Source organism: Paenirhodobacter sp. YD-8 (genome assembly GCF_056590935.1).
In genome coordinates, this window is record NZ_CM152649.1 from 2,659,365 (window position 1) to 2,676,282 (window position 16,918).

Here is a 16,918-nt window from a genome sequence, read left to right on the forward strand (position 1 = left end):
GCGATGCGGCTCATCAATGTCAGACCGCGACGGGGGACGGCAGTCCTCCTCGCCTGCCTGCCCTTCGTGGTGCTGGCGCTCGCCTATCTGGTGGGCTCGGCGGTGCGGCTGGCGGAAAACCCGAGCGACAAGCTGCTGCCGGCGCTGTCGACGATCGTGCAGACGGTGAAGCTCTACGCCTTCACCGCCGATCGCCGCACCGGGCTGTATCTGCTGTGGTCGGACAGCGCGGCAAGCCTTGGCCGGCTGTTCGCCGGCATCGGCATCGCCACGGCGCTCGCGCTGGTGCTGGGCCTACTGAACGGCATCCTGCCCGTGGTGCGCGCGGTGCTCGCGCCCTTCGTCGCCGTCGTCTCGATGGTGCCGCCGCTCGCGCTCTTGCCGATCCTGTTCATCGTGCTGGGCCTTGGCGAGGTGTCGAAGGTCACGCTGATCGTGATCGGCGTCGCGCCGATCCTGATCCGCGACCTTGCGCTCTCGGCGCAGGCGCTGCCGCGCGAGCAGATCATCAAGGCCGAGACGCTCTCGGCCTCGACCTGGCTCATCGCGATCCGGGTGGTGCTGCCGCAGGTGCTGCCGCGGCTGATCGACAGCCTGCGGCTGCAGATCGGCCCGGCCTTCCTGTTCCTGATCGCGGCCGAGGCGATCTCGGCCGACTCGGGGCTGGGCTACCGGATCTTTCTGGTGCGCCGCTATCTCTCGATGGACGTGATCTTCCCCTATGTGGCCTGGATCACCCTGCTTGCCGTGGCGATGGACCTGGGCCTGACCGCCCTGCGCCGGCGGATCTTCCCCTGGTCGGAGCTGGAGCGCGGCAGATGAGCGGCATCGAGATCCGGAACCTGTGGAAGGAATACGGCGATCAGGTCGTGCTGCAAAATGTCGATCTGACGATTGCGCCGCGCGCCTTCATCGCCCTCGTCGGCCCCTCGGGCTGCGGCAAGACCACCTTCCTGCGCATGCTCCTGGGACAGGAGGCGCCGACGCGCGGCACCATCACCCTCGATGGCGCACCGCTGCCGCACGAGCCCGGCCCCGACCGCGGCGTGGTGTTCCAGCGCTATTCGGTCTTTCCGCACATGACGGTGCTCGGCAATGTCATGGCCGGGCCCGAGCTGCGGGCAAACCGTCTCCTCGGCCGCACCTTCGGCGCGCGCCGCCGCGCGATTGCCGAGGAGGCGCGCGCAATGCTGACCGAGGTCGGGCTTGCCGGCAGCGAAGACAAGTATCCCGCCCAGCTTTCGGGCGGCATGCAGCAGCGCCTTGCCCTTGCGCAGGCGCTGATGATGAAGCCGAAGGTGCTGCTTCTGGACGAGCCCTTCGGCGCGCTCGATCCGGGCATCCGCTCCGACATCCACCGGCTGATGAAGCGGCTGTGGAACGAGGTGCCGATGACCGTGGTGATGGTGACGCATGACCTCAGGGAGGCCTTCACCCTCGCCACCCGGATCATCGCCTTCGAGCGCACCCGCGACCGTCCCGAGGAACGGCTGCGCTATGGCGCGACGATCACCAGGGACATCCTGATCTGGCCGCCGCGCAGTGCCGGCAAGACCACAATCTGGGACGCAGATCTCCTGCCCGGTCGGGACGACCCGACCATTCCGGGGCCCATCGCCGGGACGACCTGGCCCAAGGAGGAACCCGATGCTGACGCATATCCCCCGCTCCGCTGACGCCATTGCCGCCGACCGCGCGCGCTATGAGGAGCACCAGCGCAAGGGGCTGAACGCCGCGCCGAAGGCGCTTCCGGCACCAAGCCCCCGCCCCGCCCCCGCGCCCGAAGCTGTGGCCGTGATCTGGGCCGAGACCGTGCCGGGGGGCTGGTATTACACCTGCCGGCTCGCCCGCGGCCAGAGCCTGCGGCTCGAGGCGGGCGGGCTGGGCGGCTCGGTCAGCCTGGCTGCCTGGTCCGCCGCCGACAGCTCGGAACGGCAGAACCTGCCCGACACCTGCAAGCTGCAATGGACGACCGACCTGAAGAAGGGCCGCGTGGTGTTTTCCGACATGGGGCGGGTGCTGTTCTCGATCACCGAGGATTCGGCGGGCGCCAATGATGCGCTGAGCGGCGGGATGCCGGCGCGCGCGCCCTTCACCCCCGCCTTCCGCTCGACGCGCGAGAACATGATCCTCGCCACCGCCAAGCTTGGCCTCGACAAGCGCGACCTGCCCGCCCTGCTGACCTTCTTCGCGCCGGTGCGCGTCGATGGCGAGGGGCAGTTCTTCTGGAACCCGGCGCTCTTGAACGGCGACGACTGGGTCGAGCTGCGCGCCGAGCAGGACCTGCTGATTGCGCTGTCGAACACCCGCCACCCGCTTGACCCGACGACGGGTCCGGAGGTTCCCTCCGTCCGCGCGACGCGCCTTGCCGCGCGTCCGATCGCCCAGGACGACCTGTGCCGCACCGCCACCGCCGAAGCCGTCCGCGGCTTCGAGAACAACGCACGCGCCTGAGGTCCCTCCATGGAACAGATCCACGACATCCCCGCGAACCGCCCCTGGTCGGGCCTGGTGAAACGGGGCCAGACCATCCGCATCATCGACAGCTATGGCCAGCAGGCGATCGACACGCTGCTGTACAATGCCGCCGACACCGCCGAGCGCTATTCGAGTCAGGACACGATGCGGGTGCAAAACGGCGCCTATATCGAGAACGGCACGCAGCTGATCTCGTCCGAGGGCAATGTGATGGCGACGATCATCGCCGCGACCTCGGGCCGGCACGACACCAATGCCGGCTGCTGCTCGCGCGAGAGCAACACCGTGCGCTTCGGCCACGAGACCTCGTATCTGCATGCCTGCCGCGAGAATTTCATCATGGAATTCTCGAAATACGGGATGACCAAGCGCGACATCGTGCCGAACCTGAATTTCTTCATGAACGTGCCGATCAGCCAGAACGGCGCGATGACCATCGACGACGGCATCAGCCACCCCGGCGATTACATCGAGATGGAGGCGGCGATGGACCTGCTCGTCTTCATCTCGAACTGCCCGCAGATCAACAACCCCTGCAACGGCTTCGACCCGACGCCGATTCAGGTCGTGATCCGGGGGTAAGCCGATGTTCCAGAAGGTTCTTGTGGCGAACCGCGGCGAGATCGCGGTGCGCATCATTCGCACGCTGAAGACGATGGGGATCGCCTCGGTCGCGGTCTATTCCGACGCCGACCGCTTCGCCCCCCATGTCGCCCTTGCCGACGAGGCGGTGCGGCTTGGCCCGGCGCCGGCGGCAGAAAGCTATCTGCAGATCGAGGCCGTGGTGCAGGCCTGCCGCGACACCGGCGCCGAGGCGGTGCATCCGGGCTATGGGTTTCTGAGCGAGAACACCCGCTTTGCCGCGGCGCTGGCGGCGGCGGGGGTGGCCTTCATCGGCCCGCGCCCCGAACAGATCGAGGCCTTCGGGCTGAAGCACACCGCGCGGGAGATCGCCGCGCGAGCCGGTGTGCCACTGCTTCCGGGCACCGGGCTTTTGCCCGATGCCGAGGCCGCCGCGACCGAGGCCGCCCGCATCGGCTACCCGGTGATGCTCAAATCCACCGCCGGCGGCGGCGGCATCGGCATGAGCCTGTGCGCCGACGAGGCCGCGCTGCGCGCGGCCTTCGCCAGCGTCGAGCGCACCGCACAGGCCAGCTTCGGCGACGCCCGCGTCTATCTCGAACGCTTCGTCGCCGATGCCCGCCATGTCGAGGTGCAGATCTTCGGCAATGGCCGCGGCCGGGCGGTGGCGCTTGGCGAGCGTGACTGCTCGTTGCAGCGGCGCAACCAGAAGGTGCTCGAGGAAACTCCTGCCCCGGGCCTGCGCCCCGAGATCCGCGTCCGGCTGCACCGCGCCGCCGAGGAACTCTGCGCCGAGGTCGGCTATGCCTCGGCCGGCACCGTCGAATTCATCTACGACCCGGCGCGCGAGGAATTCTATTTCCTCGAGGTCAACACCCGCCTGCAGGTCGAACACCCGGTGACCGAGGCGGTGCTGGGCATCGACCTGGTCGAGTGGATGGTGTGTCAGGCGGCGGGCGAGGACCCGATCCCGGCCACACTGCCCGCCCCGCAGGGCGCCGCGATCGAGGCCCGGCTTTACGCCGAGATGCCGCATGCGGGCTTTCGCCCCTCGGCCGGGCGGCTGACCGAGGTGCATTTCCCCGAGGACGCCCGTGTCGATGGCTGGATCGCCACCGGCACCGAGGTGACGCCCTTCTACGACCCGATGCTGGCGAAGATCATCGTCCATGGCGCCAGCCGTGCCGAGGCGATCGCGAAGCTCGGCGCGGCGCTGGCCGCCACCCATGTCTCGGGGATCGAGACCAACCTCGACTATCTGCGCGCGATTGCGGGATCGGATCTCTTCGCCTCGGGCAAGGTGGCGACGACGGCGCTTGCGGGCTTTGCCTTCGCCCCCGAGGGGATCGAGGTGCTGGCGCCGGGCGCGCAAAGCTCGGTGCAGGAGCTGCCGGGGCGGCTCGGGCTGTGGGGCGTGGGCGTGCCGCCCTCGGGGCCGATGGACCCGCGCGCGCATCGCAACGCGAACCGGCTGCTCGGCCAGCACCCCGACACCACGACGCTCGAGATGACGGTGGCCGGCCCGACGCTACGCTTCCTGCGCGCCGCCCGGGTGGCGATTGCCGGGGCGCGGATGGCCCTGGCCCTTGACGGCGTGGCGGTCGAGGGCCCGGTGCTAGAGGTGCCCGCCGGCGCGACGCTGGCGATCGGTCGGGTCGCGGGGCCGGGCCAGCGCGCCTATCTCGCCGTTGCGGGCGGGTTCAAGGTGCCCGAAGTGCTCGGCTCGCGCGCGACCTTCGCGCTTGGCCATTTCGGCGGCCATGCGACCGGCACGCTGAAGACCGGCGACGTGCTGCATGTGGGCCGCGTGGCGCAGGACGCGCCGGCAGAACTGGAACCCGCCGAACTGAGCGAAGACTGGGAGCTGGAACTGGTCTACGGCCCGCATGGCGCGCCCGACTTCTTCCGCGAAAGCGACATCGAGACCCTCTTCGCCACCGCCTATGAGGTGCATTTCAACTCTGACCGCACCGGCGTGCGGCTGATCGGCCCGGCGCCCGACTGGGCGCGCACGGATGGCGGCGAGGCGGGGTTGCACCCCTCGAACCTGCACGACAACGCCTATGCCATCGGCGCGATCGACTTCACCGGCGACATGCCGATCATCCTCGGCCCCGACGGGCCGAGCCTGGGCGGTTTCGTCTGCCCGGGTGTGGTCAGCGCCGCCGACCGCTGGAAGCTGGGTCAGCTGAAGCCCGGCGACCGGGTGCGCTTCCGCCCCGCCGCGCGCCCCGCCGACCCGGTCGCGGGCCCGGCAATCGCCCGGCTCGGCTCGCCGCTGGTCGGTGCGCTGCCCGACGCCCCGGTGCCTGTCGCCTATCGCCGGCAGGGGGACGAGAACCTGCTCGTCGAATACGGGCCGATGAGCCTCGACATCGGGCTCAGATTGCGGGTGCAGCTTCTGATGCAGGCGGTCGAGGCGGCCGGCCTGCCGGTGATCGACCTCACCCCCGGCATCCGCTCGCTGCAACTGCACTACGACACCGCGAAGATCTCGCGCCCCGACCTGCTGCGCGAGCTGGCGGCGATCGAGGCCCGGCTGCCCGCGGCCGAGACGGTGAAGGTGCCGACCCGCACGGTCTGGCTGCCGCTGTCGTGGAACGACCCGCAGGCGGAACTTGCGATGCGCAAGTATCAGGAGCTGGTGCGCCCGAACGCGCCCTGGTGCCCCTCGAACATCGAGTTCATCCGCCGCATCAACGGGCTTGCGGACGAGGCTGCGGTGCAGCGAACGATCTTCGACGCGCGTTATCTGGTGATGGGGCTGGGCGATGTCTACCTGGGCGCGCCGGTGGCGACGCCGGTCGATCCGCGCCACCGGCTGGTGACGACGAAATACAACCCCGCCCGCACCTGGACACCGGAGAACGCGGTGGGCATCGGCGGCGCCTACATGTGCATCTATGGCATGGAGGGCCCGGGCGGCTATCAGCTTTTCGGCCGCACGATCCAGATGTGGAACACCTGGCGGCGCACCCCGGCCTTTGCCGACACGCCCTGGCTGTTGCGCCACTTCGATCAGGTCCGCTTCTTCCCGGTCAGCCACGCGGAACTGACCGAAGCGCGCGAAGCCTTCCCGCATGGCCGCTACGACCTGCGCATCGAGGAGGGCACCTTCGACTGGGCGGCCGAGAAGGCCGCGCAGGACAGTGCCGGCACCGCCGCCTTCAAGACCCGCCAGCAGGCCGCCTTCGAGGCCGAGCGGGCGCGCTGGAAGGCCGAGGGGCTCGACCAGTTCGTCGCCGAAGAGGGCGGCGTCTTCGAGCAGGCCGCGGTCCCCGAGGGCTGCACCGGCGTCGAAAGCCCGGTGCCCGGTAACGTCTGGAAATACCTCGTCGAACCCGGCACCCGCCTTGCCGCGGGCGATCCCGTCGCCATCGTCGAGTCGATGAAGATGGAGATCACCGTCCACAGCCCCGCCGCGGGCCGCCTGCGCGAGACCCGCGCCGCCCCCGGCCGCACCGTTCATGCCGGCGACGTGCTGGCCATTCTGGAGACCGACTGATGCAGCTCCCCGACATGATGACGATCGCGGCGCTTCGCGCGGCCTATGCCGCCGGCGCCACGCCCCTTGAGGTGATCGAGGAGGTGATCGCCCGGCGCGACGCGCTGGCCGACCGCGCCGTCTTCATCACCGAGACGCCGGCCGAGAGCCTTCGCGCCGAGGCGAAACGTCTGGCCGAGCGCGGCCCCGAGGGCCTGCCGCTCTATGGCATCCCCTTCGCGGTGAAGGACAATATCGACGTCGCCGGGCTGCTGACCACGGCCGCCTGCCCGGCCTTCGGCACCTCGCCCGCGCGCGACGCGACGACCGTCGCGCGGCTGCGTGCGGCGGGCGCGATCGTGATCGGCAAGACCAACCTCGACCAGTTCGCGACCGGGCTGAACGGCACCCGCTCGCCCTTCGGCGCGCCGCGCTGCGTGTTCGATGCCGATTATGTCTCGGGCGGCTCGTCCTCGGGCTCGGCGGTGGCGGTGGCCTCGGGGCTGTGTGCCTTCTCGCTCGGCTCCGACACCGCGGGTTCGGGCCGGGTGCCGGCGATGTTCAACAACCTCGTCGGGCTGAAGCCGAGCCCCGGGCTCGTGCCGAACACCGGCTGCGTACCGGCCTGCCGCTCGGTCGATGTCATCACCGTCTTCGCCGGCACCGTCGACGAGGCGGCCGAGGTGCGCCGGCTGATCGAGGGCCTTGACCCCGCCGATCCGTTCTCGCGCGAGGCCCAGCCCGTCGCCCTCCCTGCCCGTCCGCGCATCGGCGTGCTGACCGCGGCCGAGCGCGAGTTCTACGGCAATGCCGAGGTCGCGGCCGCCTATGACGCCGCCTGCGCCCGCGCCGAGGCGCTTGGCGCGACGCTCGTCCCCTTCGACTATGCCCCCTTCCGCGAGGCGGCGGCGCTGCTTTACGACGGGCCCTGGGTCGCCGAACGTCTGGCCGCGGTCGAGGCGTTCCTCGCCACCAACGCGGACGACTTCGAACCCACGGTGCGCAAGATCATCGAGGGCGCGAAGGGGCGCAGCGCGGTCGAGGCCTTCCGCGGCCTCTATCGCCTGAACGAGCTGCGCCAGCAGGTCGCGCCGACCTGGGAGGCGGTGGACATGCTGCTGCTGCCGACCTCGCCCACCCGCGCGACGGTGGCCGAGATGCGCGCCGACCCGATCGGGCGCAACAGCCAGTTCGGCCTTTACACCAACTTCGCGAACCTTCTGGGATACGCCGCGATCGCGGTGCCGGCGGGGTTCGGCGCCTCGGGCCTGCCCGTGGGGGTGCAGCTGGTGGGGCCGGCCTTCTCGGACGAGGCGCTGGTGCCCTTCGCGGGCGCGATGCACGCGGCCGCCGCCTGCGGTATGGGGCGCGACCGCACGGCGCCGGTGCCCGCGCCGGCCGAGCCGCGCCTGCCCGAGGGCTGGTGCACGCTCGCCGTCGTCGGCGCGCATCTGAGCGGCATGCCGCTGAACCGCGAGCTGACCGGCCCCGGCGGGCGCGGCCTTGGCACGGCGCGCAGCGCGCCCGGCTATCGGCTCTATGCGCTGGCGGGCACGGTGCCGGCGAAACCGGGGATGGTCTTCGACCCGGCGTTTGCCGGCCCGGGCCTCGCGCTCGAACTCTGGGCGCTGCCGCCCGCGGCCTTCGGCGCCTTCGTCGCCGCGATCCCGGCGCCGCTTGGCGTCGGCAAGGTGACGCTTGACGACGGCCGGCAGGTGACAGGCTTCCTGTGCGAAGCCCATGCGCTCGCGGGCGCCGAGGAGATCACCGGCTTCGGCGGCTGGCGCGCCTATTGCGCGGCGAAGGCGGGCTGAGCCCGCCCAGCCTCTTCAGCGCGCCGCGAAGATCCGGCCGAGCGTGTTGAGCAGGATCTGCGCGGCGAGGATCGCGGTGGTGCCGGTGTGGTCGTAATCCGGCGCCACCTCGACCAGGTCGATGCCGACGATCGTGCCGCGCTTGGCCAGCCCCGCGACGATGTCGAGCACCTCGTAATACTGGAAGCCGCCATGGCTTGGCGTGCCGGTGCCCGGCGCGATCGAGGGGTCGAAGCCGTCGATGTCGAGCGTCAGGTAATAGCGCCGCCCCGCCGGGATCCGCTCGAGCACCGCCTCGATGCCGAGCCGGCGCACCATCCGCACCGAGAGGATGTCCGAGCCCATCGCCTGCGCCGCCTCGTAGCCCTCCTTCGCGGTCGACGAGACATTGCGGATGCCGATCTGGGTCATCCCCTCGACCCAGGGCTTCTCGGCCGCGCGGCGCATCGGGTTGCCGTGGCCGACCCGCACGCCATGCCGCTCGTCGACGAAATCGAGATGGGCGTCGATCTGCACCACATGCACCGGTGCCTCGTCGGAAAAGGCGTTGATGCAGGGGATGTTGATCGAGTGATCGCCGCCCAGCACCACCGGCAGCGCACCGGCGCGCAGGATCGCGCGCACCCCCGCCTCGATATTCGCGTGGCTTGCCGCGGTGTCGGTGTGGATGATGTCGGCATCCCCGATGTCGACGATGCGCACCCCGTCGAGATAGGTGGTGTCGTCGTCGAAATCATAGGCCCCGGCATGGCCGAAGGCGAAGAGCGTCGAGGCCTCGCGGATGCCGCGCGGGCCGAACCGGGTGCCGGCGCGCCATTGCGTGCCGCAGTCGAAGGGCGCGCCCATCACCGCCACATCGGCGTCGATCCGGCTCCAGTCCGGCTCGTAGGGCGATTTCGCGAAGGTGGAGATGCCGACGAAGGGCAGATTCAGCCGGCCGCTCTCGTAACCATGTGCCATCGGGGGTCCTTTCCGCAGGGCTTTGCACCAAGGGATGACACGGGGCATTGCGCCCGAAAATACGGAACATATGATCTTCACATCAGAAAGGTTGATGTGAATGAAGATTGCCAACACCGATCTGCGCGCCCTCGCCGTGTTCCGCGCGGTGGTCGAGCACGAGGGTTTCGCCGGCGCGCAGATCGCGCTTGGCCTGTCGCAATCAGCGATCAGCTTTCACGTCAAGGCGCTCGAGGAGCGGCTTGGCTTCGCGCTGTGCCGCCGCGGCCGGGGCGGTTTCGCCCTGACCGAGCGCGGCGCGCTGGTCCATGCCCGCTCGGACGCGCTGTTCCTCTCGCTCGACGCCTTCGAGAGCGAGGTCGGCCGGCTGCGCGACCGGATCACCGGCACGCTGCGGATCGGGATGATCGACAACACGGTGACCGACAGCGGATTGCCGCTGCCGCAGGTGATCGGCCGGATCGGCGCGCGGGCGCCCGAGGCGCGGCTCGACATCGCCATGGCCGACCCCGAGACGCTGGTGGCGCGGCTGGCCGGCGGTGCGCTCGATCTGGCGATCCTGCCCGAGACACGGCTCGCCGAGGGGCTGCGGCTGAGCCCGCTGCACGAGGAGCGCCACCTGCTCTATTGCGGCCGCGGCCATCCGCTGTTCCCGCGCGCGGCCGAGGTCACCGAGACCGCCGAGATCGCGCGCTGGCCCTTCGTCGGCCGGCCCTATGCGAACCAGCGCGAGCTTGGCCCCTTCCCGGGCGCGGTGATGCCGGCCAGCGCCGCGAACATGGAGGCGCAGGCGATGTTCCTGCTTTCGGGGCGCTACATCGGCTATCTGCCGGCGCATTACGCGAAGACCCATGTCGCGGCTGGAGAGTTGCGCGTCCTCGGCCCGGGCTTCCCCCTGAGCTCGCGGCTGATGCTGGCGACGCGGGCCGGGATGCGGGCGACGCCGCTTCAGGATCTGTTCCTGCGCGAGCTGGTCGCCGCCGTCGCGGCCCAGGCGAGTGCGGGCTAAGCGCCACATTTCCTTCAAGAAATCATCGCTCACGTTTTGCGTGATCGTCATTTGGCACCGCTAGCTCCTGCCTCACCAATCACAGGAGACACGGATGTCCTTCAAAATCGCCCTGCTGGCGAGCTGCGCCGCGCTTGCCACCCCCGCCCTCGCCGAAGAGGTCTTCCCGGCCACGCTTGCCGGCCACGCCTTCCTGCCGGCGCTGTCGCTCGTCGCGCCGCCCGCCGATGCGCCGCGCGATCTGTGGGTCTCGGGCAAGTTCACCGGCACCACCCGCAACGAGGTGCCGATGAGCGTGATGGGCAATGTCGGCAAGAGCTATGGCGGCCACGAGACCGGCATCGCCCTGCCCTTCATCGGCCAGCCGGTGCAGGGGATGTCGGGCTTCGCGATGAACCGCGCCGAGGATGGCAGCTGGTTCGCGCTGACCGACAACGGTTTCGGCTCGAAAGCGAACAGCCCCGATGCGATGCTGTTCTTCCACCGCATGGCGCCCGATTTCGCCACCGGCACGGTGACCCGCAAGGAAACCATCTTCCTGCACGACCCCGACCACAAGGTGCCGTTCCGCATCGCCAACGAAGGCACCGACAGCCGCTATCTGACTGGCGCCGATTTCGACCCGGAAAGCCTGCAGTCTCTCGACGGCACCTTCTGGATCGGCGAGGAATTCGGCCCCTATCTGCTGCATGTGGCGCGCGACGGCGCGATCCTGGACGTGATCCCGACGCGGCTTGACGGCGCGGTTCTGGCCGGCCCCGACACCCCCGGCGTCAAGGTTCCGGCCGAGGCGGGCAAGGATTATCAGGTGCAGCGCTCGGGCGGTTACGAGGGCATGGCGCTGCAGCCCGGCACCAACCTGCTTTGGGCGATGCTGGAAAAGCCGCTACTGGTGGCCGGTGGCGGCACCGAGGGTGACTTCCTGCGGGTGATGACCTTCGATCCGGCGAAGAAGGACTGGACCGGTGACAGCTTCAAGTTCCGCCTCTCCGAAGGCGCGACGGCGATCGGCGATTTCAACTTCATCGACGCCACCCATGCGCTGGTGATCGAGCGCGACAACGGCGAGGGCGATGCGGCCAAGGCCTGTGCCGCGGGCGCCACCGACACCTCGGCCTGCTACCCGATCCCGGCAAAGGTGAAGAACATCGTTCTGCTCGACACCGCCTCGATCGACGCCGACGGCTACATCCGCCGCATCGGCCATATCGACCTGCTGAACATCGCCGATCCCGAAGGCAAGGCGCTCGCCGGGATGAAGCCCGCCTCGGGCCCCTTCACCTTCCCGTTCTTCACCATCGAGGACGTGGCGCGGGTGGACGAGACCCACATCCTGGTGGCGAATGACAACAACCTGCCGTTCTCGGGCGGGCGCGAGGTCGGCACGGCGGCGAACAACGAGTTCATCCTGCTCTCGGTGCCGGAACTGCTCTCGGCGAAGTAAGCCTCTTCACACGCAACAGGCCGGCGGCCCACGGAGCGCCGGCCACCTCCCCCGCCCGATCCCCTGTCACCGCGCCCGCCGAGGTGCTAGAGCGGTGAGGACAGACGGAAGGGGAGCGGTCATGCCCACAGACGACACCATCGTGCCCCTCGGGGCGGCCTATTTCCCGGTGCCCGCCGGCAGCCCGACGCGCTCCTATGCCTTCCTGCTCGTACCCGGCTTCACCCTTCTCGCCTTCAGCTCGGCGGTCGAGCCCCTGCGCATCGCCAACCAGCTCTCGCAGCAGCCGCTCTACCGCTGGCAGCTGATGTCGGAAACCGGCGCACCGGTCGCAAGCTCGTCCGGAATCTCGGTCTGCGTCGATGCCCCGATCGGACCGATGGACCGCGCCACCCGCGCCTTCGTCTGCGCCGGCAATCCGCCCTCGGCCGCGGCCGCGCCGAAGGTGGTTGCCGCGATCCAGCGCCACGCCCGCTTCGGCGGCGCCGTCGGCGGGATCTGCACCGGCGCCGTGGCACTTGCCGCGGCCGGCCTGCTCGAGGACCACGCCTTCACCCTGCACTGGGAGAACCAGCCCACCTTCCGCGAGGATTTCCCCGCGCTCTGCCCCTCGGCCAACCGCTTCGAGATCTCGGGGCCGGTGATGACCTGCGGCGGCGGGGCGGCGGCGACGGACATGATGCTGTCGCTCATTGCCGAGGACCACGGGGCCGAGTTTTCCGCGATGGTCTCCGAGATGTGCCTGCGCAAGGTGATGGTCGGCATCGAGAAGGAACAGCGCAGCTCGCTTTCGGTGCTGATCCGCTCGCGCAATCCGGGCCTGCTGAACATCGTCACGCTGATGAATGCCCATATCGAGGACCCGCTGACGCTTGACGACCTGTCGCGCGTGGCGGGCTATTCGCGGCGCCATATCGAGCGGATGTTCCTGTCGGTCCTGGGCGAGACCCCGGGCGAGTTCTATCGCGGGATCCGCCTCGACCACGGCCGCACGCTGCTCTCGACCACCGACATGGGGCTGCTCGAGGTGGCGCTGGCCTGCGGCTTCGGCTCGGTCGCGCATTTCTCGAAGAGCTTCAAGGCGCGTTTCGGCACCGCTCCGACGAAGTTCAACCGCACCATCCGCGGCGCGCGCAAGACACGCTGAAACAGTGGCCCGGACGTGACACGGCCCCGGGCGGGCGGGCGTGCCGCGACGGGGCCTGAATGTCATCCGCTGAAAACACCATCAACGCCGGATGGCATTGAAATCGCTTTCTGATTTTCGGTGGAACGGCTTGGTGGAGCTGAGGGGGATCGAACCCCTGACCTCATCATTGCGAACGATGCGCTCTCCCAACTGAGCTACAGCCCCTCGCCGTGGGGGGGCTTTTCGCCCTTTGGCGGGGGAATGTCAAGCGCCCCAAAACACGGAACTGAAAGATTTTTCATTTTCCGGGTCCGGAGGCTTTTCGCCCCCCGCCACACCCCTTTTTTCAGGCCGTGACGCCAAGCTTGCCGCGCACGAAGGCCGCAAGATCGGCGGCCGGCCGGGCGCCCGCCGCACGCGCCACCTCGCGGCCACCGCGGAACAGCACGAAGGCCGGAATCCCCTGGATCCGGTAGCGCTGCGCCACCGTCGGATTCGACTCGGTGTTGATCTTCGCCAGCCGCACCTGCGGCGCGAGCATTGCCGCCGCCGCCTGGAACTGCGGCGCCATCTGCCGGCAGGGCCCGCACCAGGGCGCCCAGAAGTCGACGAGCAGCGGCAGGTCGTCCTTTTCCGCCTTCATCAGGGTCTCGGTCTCGATCTCGGTCACCTTGCCCGAGATCAGCGGCGCGCCGCAGACACCGCATTTCGGCCCCGCGACCAGCCGGTCGGCGGGAACCCGGTTCGCCTGCCCGCACTCGAGACAGGTCACGCGCATCGATTCGGCCATGTTGAGCCTCCGTTGCATTCGATTTACCGAATATATTGGAAGCAAGGCCAGCCAATGCAAGGAGAGCCGATGACACCGTTCAGGGAACTGCCGGCCGAACGGCAGGAGGCGCTGCGCGCGGCCTATGCCGCGGAGATGGCGCGGCAGGGCGGCACCTGCGAGATGGCCGAGAAGATCGCCCGTTTCGCGGCATGGCTGACCCCGCAGGGGGTGAGCTTCGGGGCCGAAGACCTGCCGCCGCGCCGGCAGTGAGGGCGCGAAGGGGGCGCTGCCCCCTCTTGGCTGCGCCAATTCACCCCCGGGATATTTGGGGCAATTGGAAGCGGGAAGGGGAGGGTTTCCCCTCCCCCTTTTTCTTGGCGCACAGACGCCGGGGGCCGCGCCCCCGGCCTGTTGTCCTACATCCAGTCCTCGACCGGCGGGCAGGTGCACACCAGATGCCGGTCGCCATAGACGTTGTCGACCCGGCCGACGGGCGGCCAGTACTTGTCCTCGCGGAAGGCGCCGGGCGGGAAGCAGCCCTGTTCGCGGCTGTAGGGCCGGTCCCAGTCGGCCACCAGGTCCTCGACCGTGTGCGGCGCGCGGCGCAGCGGGCTGTCCTCGGCCCCGATGCGGCCCGCGGCGACGTCGTCGATCTCGGCCCGGATCGCCTCCATCGCGGTGATGAAGCGGTCAAGCTCGGCCTTCGTCTCCGATTCCGTCGGTTCGACCATCAGCGTGCCGGCGACCGGCCAGCTCATCGTCGGCGCGTGGAAGCCGTTGTCGACCAGCCGCTTCGCGATGTCATCGACTGTCACCCCCACCTCGGCGAAGCCGCGGGTGTCGAGGATGCACTCATGCGCCACCCGTCCCCGGTTGCCCATGAAGAGGATCGGGTAAAGCGGCTTCAGCCGCGCCGCGATGTAATTCGCGTTCAGGATCGCGACCCGCGTCGCCTGGGTCAGCCCCGCGCCGCCCATCATCAGGCAATAGGCCCAGGAGATCAGCAGGATCGAGGCCGAACCATAGGGGGCCGCACTCACCGGCCCCTCGACGCCGCCAAGCTCGGGGTGGCCCGGCAGATGCGGCGCGAGATGCGCCTTCACCCCGATCGGGCCCATGCCCGGGCCACCACCGCCATGCGGGATGGCGAAGGTCTTGTGCAGGTTGAGGTGGCTGACATCGCCGCCGATCTCTCCGGGCTTCACCAGGCCCACAAGCGCGTTCATGTTCGCGCCGTCGATATAGACCTGGCCGCCGTGGTCATGGGTGATCTCGCACACCCGCTTCACCGTTTCCTCGAAGACACCATGGGTCGAGGGATAGGTGATCATGCAGGCCGCGAGATTGTCCCCCGCCTCGGCCGCCTTCGCCGCGAAATCCTTGAGGTCGATGTCGCCGTTCGGCGCGGCCTTGACGACGACAACCTGCATCCCCGCCATATGCGCCGAGGCCGGGTTGGTGCCATGCGCCGAGACCGGGATCAGGCACACCCGCCGGTGCCCCTCGCCCCGCGCGCGATGGTATGCGGCAATCGTCATCAGCCCGGCATATTCGCCCTGCGCGCCCGAGTTCGGCTGCATCGAGAAGGCGTCATAGCCGGTGATCTCGCACAGTTTCTGCTCGAGATCGGCGATCACCTCGGCATAGCCCTCGGCCTGGTTCGACGGCGCGAAGGGGTGGAGCGAGGAGAACTCGGGCCAGGAGATCGGCATCATCTCGGCCGCGGCGTTGAGCTTCATCGTGCACGAGCCGAGCGGGATCATCGCCCGGTCAAGCGCCAGGTCGCGGTCCGAGAGCCGGCGCATGTAGCGCATCATCTCGCTTTCCGCCCGGTTCATGTGGAAGACCGGGTGGGTGAGATAGGCGCTGTCGCGCAGCATCGTCTCGGGGATGCCAAGGCCCACGGTCTCGGGCGCCGGATCGGTGATGCCGAAGGCGTCGAGCAGCCGGGCGATGACGCCGGCGTCGGTCAGCTCGTCGACCGAGATCCCGACCCGGTCGCGTCCGACCCGGCGCAGGTTCAGCCCGCGGTGCCGCGCCGCCGCCATGATCCCCTGCTGGCCGACGCCGACCTTCACGGTGATCGTGTCGAAGAAGGCCTCGGGCGCGACCTCGGCGCCGGCGGCGACCAGCGCATCGCGCAGCCGCACCGCGTTCAGATGCACCTGCTCGGCGATCGCGCGCAGCCCGACGGGCCCGTGGAAGACGGCGTAGAAGCTCGCCATCACCGCAAGCAGCGCCTGCGCGGTGCAGACGTTCGAGGTCGCCTTCTCGCGGCGGATGTGCTGTTCGCGGGTCTGCAGGCTGAGCCGATAGGCCTTGTTGCCGCGGCTGTCGATCGAGACGCCGACGATGCGGCCGGGCATCGAGCGCTTCAGCTCGTCGCGCGTCGCCATGAAGGCCGCATGCGGGCCGCCATAGCCCATCGGCACGCCGAAGCGCTGCGCCGAGCCCACGGCGATATCGGCCCCCATCGCCCCCGGCTCCTTCAGCAGGCACAGCGCCAGAAGGTCGGTCGCGACCACCGCCAAAGCCTTGGCGGCGTGGAGCTTTTCGATCAGGTCGGTGAAGTCGCGGACATGGCCATAGGTGCCCGGATACTGGAAGATCGCGCCGAAGACCTGCTCGGGGACCAGCGCCTCGGGCTCGCCCTTGATGATCTCGATGCCCAAGGGCAGCGCCCGGGTCTCGATCACGCCGATCGTCTGCGGATGCAGGTTCACATCGACGAAGAAGGCGCGCGCCTTCGATTTCGCCGCGCGCTCGGCCATGGTCATCGCCTCGGCCGCCGCCGTCGCCTCGTCAAGAAGCGAGGCGTTCGCCACCGGCAGGCCGGTGAGATCCGCCACCATCGTCTGATAGTTCAGCAGCGCCTCGAGCCGGCCCTGCGCGATCTCGGGCTGATAGGGGGTATAGGCGGTGTACCAGGCCGGGTTTTCCAGGATGTTGCGCTGGATCGCCGGCGGCGTGACCGTGCCGTAATAGCCCTGCCCGATCAGCGAGGTCATCACCCGGTTCTTTGCCGCCACGCCGCGCAGCTTCTCGAGCAGCGCGTGTTCGGTCATCGGCGCCCAGCCGAGCGGCCGCGTCTGGCGGATCGCGGCGGGCACCGTCTCGTCGATCAGTGCCTCGAGCGAGGGCACGCCCACCGCCTTCAGCATCTCGGCCATCTCGGCCGGGCTCGGCCCGATGTGGCGGCGGTTGGCGAAATCGTAGGTATCGTAGGAGGTGGGCGTGAACATGGGA

Annotated in this window: 13 protein-coding genes and 1 tRNA gene; 10 read left to right on the forward strand and 4 right to left on the reverse strand. The window is 69.4% G+C overall.

Annotated elements, in window-relative coordinates; all coding sequences use genetic code 11:
* Positions 1–3: 3 nt before the first annotated feature.
* From AC0QTQ_RS12960 to atzF, 6 genes are read left to right on the forward strand one after another with little or no spacing between them, the layout of a single operon-like run.
* On the forward strand, positions 4–822 hold the full coding sequence (locus AC0QTQ_RS12960; RefSeq protein ID WP_480256919.1) for an ABC transporter permease: 819 nt from the start codon (positions 4–6) through the stop codon (positions 820–822).
* On the forward strand, positions 819–1,676 hold the full coding sequence (locus AC0QTQ_RS12965) for an ABC transporter ATP-binding protein (RefSeq protein ID WP_480256920.1): 858 nt from the start codon (positions 819–821) through the stop codon (positions 1,674–1,676). The genes AC0QTQ_RS12960 and AC0QTQ_RS12965 overlap by 4 nt, the downstream gene beginning before the upstream one ends.
* On the forward strand, positions 1,648–2,454 hold the full coding sequence (locus AC0QTQ_RS12970; protein WP_480256921.1) for an urea amidolyase associated protein UAAP1: 807 nt from the start codon (positions 1,648–1,650) through the stop codon (positions 2,452–2,454). The genes AC0QTQ_RS12965 and AC0QTQ_RS12970 overlap by 29 nt, the downstream gene beginning before the upstream one ends.
* 9 nt (positions 2,455–2,463) lie before the next feature.
* Complete coding sequence (locus AC0QTQ_RS12975; protein WP_480256922.1) at positions 2,464–3,060, forward strand: urea amidolyase associated protein UAAP2; 597 nt, start codon at positions 2,464–2,466, stop codon at positions 3,058–3,060.
* A gap of 4 nt (positions 3,061–3,064) precedes the next feature.
* Positions 3,065–6,565, forward strand: a complete 3,501-nt coding sequence (locus AC0QTQ_RS12980) for a 5-oxoprolinase/urea amidolyase family protein (protein WP_480256923.1) — start codon at positions 3,065–3,067, stop codon at positions 6,563–6,565.
* The gene (gene atzF / locus AC0QTQ_RS12985) at positions 6,565–8,358 is read left to right on the forward strand and encodes an allophanate hydrolase (protein ID WP_480256924.1); all 1,794 of its coding nucleotides are present in this window, start codon (positions 6,565–6,567) and stop codon (positions 8,356–8,358) included. Before AC0QTQ_RS12980 ends, atzF begins: the two co-directional genes overlap by 1 nt.
* A gap of 15 nt (positions 8,359–8,373) precedes the next feature.
* Here atzF and speB read toward each other — a convergent pair whose 3' ends face one another.
* Positions 8,374–9,318 (reverse strand): agmatinase, encoded by a 945-nt coding sequence (gene speB, locus AC0QTQ_RS12990; protein ID WP_480256925.1) that lies wholly within the window; start codon positions 9,316–9,318, stop codon positions 8,374–8,376.
* A gap of 100 nt (positions 9,319–9,418) precedes the next feature.
* Here speB and AC0QTQ_RS12995 point away from each other — a divergent pair, with 100 nt between their 5' ends.
* The 3 genes from AC0QTQ_RS12995 to AC0QTQ_RS13005 all read left to right on the forward strand — a co-directional run bounded on the left by AC0QTQ_RS12995 (position 9,419) and on the right by AC0QTQ_RS13005 (position 12,918).
* Positions 9,419–10,327, forward strand: coding sequence for a LysR family transcriptional regulator (locus AC0QTQ_RS12995; RefSeq protein WP_480256926.1), 909 nt, complete (start codon positions 9,419–9,421; stop codon positions 10,325–10,327).
* 94 nt (positions 10,328–10,421) lie between these two features.
* Positions 10,422–11,771 (forward strand): esterase-like activity of phytase family protein, encoded by a 1,350-nt coding sequence (locus AC0QTQ_RS13000; RefSeq protein ID WP_480256927.1) that lies wholly within the window; start codon positions 10,422–10,424, stop codon positions 11,769–11,771.
* Between the two features lie 121 nt (positions 11,772–11,892).
* Positions 11,893–12,918: a GlxA family transcriptional regulator gene (locus tag AC0QTQ_RS13005; protein ID WP_121532991.1), complete on the forward strand. Its 1,026-nt coding sequence runs from the start codon at positions 11,893–11,895 to the stop codon at positions 12,916–12,918.
* A gap of 131 nt (positions 12,919–13,049) precedes the next feature.
* Here AC0QTQ_RS13005 and AC0QTQ_RS13010 read toward each other — a convergent pair.
* A tRNA-Ala gene (locus AC0QTQ_RS13010) sits at positions 13,050–13,125 on the reverse strand.
* 121 nt (positions 13,126–13,246) lie between these two features.
* A complete protein-coding gene (gene trxC / locus AC0QTQ_RS13015; protein WP_480256928.1) occupies positions 13,247–13,690 on the reverse strand; it encodes a thioredoxin TrxC in 444 nt (147 codons plus the stop codon).
* A 69-nt stretch (positions 13,691–13,759) separates the two neighbouring features.
* Between trxC and AC0QTQ_RS13020 the strand changes: the two genes are divergently transcribed.
* Entirely contained in the window at positions 13,760–13,942 is a 183-nt protein-coding gene (locus AC0QTQ_RS13020) for a hypothetical protein (RefSeq protein WP_480256929.1), read from the forward strand.
* Positions 13,943–14,088: 146 nt separating this feature from the next.
* On the opposite strand, the gene gcvP is transcribed toward AC0QTQ_RS13020, so the two are convergent.
* The gene (gene gcvP, locus AC0QTQ_RS13025) at positions 14,089–16,914 is read right to left on the reverse strand and encodes an aminomethyl-transferring glycine dehydrogenase (protein WP_480256930.1); all 2,826 of its coding nucleotides are present in this window, start codon (positions 16,912–16,914) and stop codon (positions 14,089–14,091) included.
* Positions 16,915–16,918 lie beyond the last annotated feature (4 nt).

Excerpts from the sequence above, each read along its gene's own strand:
- atzF (WP_480256924.1), top strand. The coding sequence starts at position 6,565 with ATGCAGCTCCCCGACATGATGACGATCGCGGCGCTTCGCGCGGCCTAT.
- AC0QTQ_RS12980 (WP_480256923.1), top strand. The coding sequence starts at position 3,065 with ATGTTCCAGAAGGTTCTTGTGGCGAACCGCGGCGAGATCGCGGTGCGC.
- AC0QTQ_RS13000 (WP_480256927.1), top strand. The coding sequence starts at position 10,422 with ATGTCCTTCAAAATCGCCCTGCTGGCGAGCTGCGCCGCGCTTGCCACC.
- AC0QTQ_RS13020 (WP_480256929.1), top strand. The coding sequence starts at position 13,760 with ATGACACCGTTCAGGGAACTGCCGGCCGAACGGCAGGAGGCGCTGCGC.
- AC0QTQ_RS12965 (WP_480256920.1), top strand. The coding sequence starts at position 819 with ATGAGCGGCATCGAGATCCGGAACCTGTGGAAGGAATACGGCGATCAG.
- AC0QTQ_RS12960 (WP_480256919.1), top strand. The coding sequence starts at position 4 with ATGCGGCTCATCAATGTCAGACCGCGACGGGGGACGGCAGTCCTCCTC.
- gcvP (WP_480256930.1), bottom strand. The coding sequence starts at position 16,914 with ATGTTCACGCCCACCTCCTACGATACCTACGATTTCGCCAACCGCCGC.
- trxC (WP_480256928.1), bottom strand. The coding sequence starts at position 13,690 with ATGGCCGAATCGATGCGCGTGACCTGTCTCGAGTGCGGGCAGGCGAAC.
- AC0QTQ_RS12975 (WP_480256922.1), top strand. The coding sequence starts at position 2,464 with ATGGAACAGATCCACGACATCCCCGCGAACCGCCCCTGGTCGGGCCTG.
- AC0QTQ_RS13005 (WP_121532991.1), top strand. The coding sequence starts at position 11,893 with ATGCCCACAGACGACACCATCGTGCCCCTCGGGGCGGCCTATTTCCCG.
- speB (WP_480256925.1), bottom strand. The coding sequence starts at position 9,318 with ATGGCACATGGTTACGAGAGCGGCCGGCTGAATCTGCCCTTCGTCGGC.
- AC0QTQ_RS12970 (WP_480256921.1), top strand. The coding sequence starts at position 1,648 with ATGCTGACGCATATCCCCCGCTCCGCTGACGCCATTGCCGCCGACCGC.
- AC0QTQ_RS12995 (WP_480256926.1), top strand. The coding sequence starts at position 9,419 with ATGAAGATTGCCAACACCGATCTGCGCGCCCTCGCCGTGTTCCGCGCG.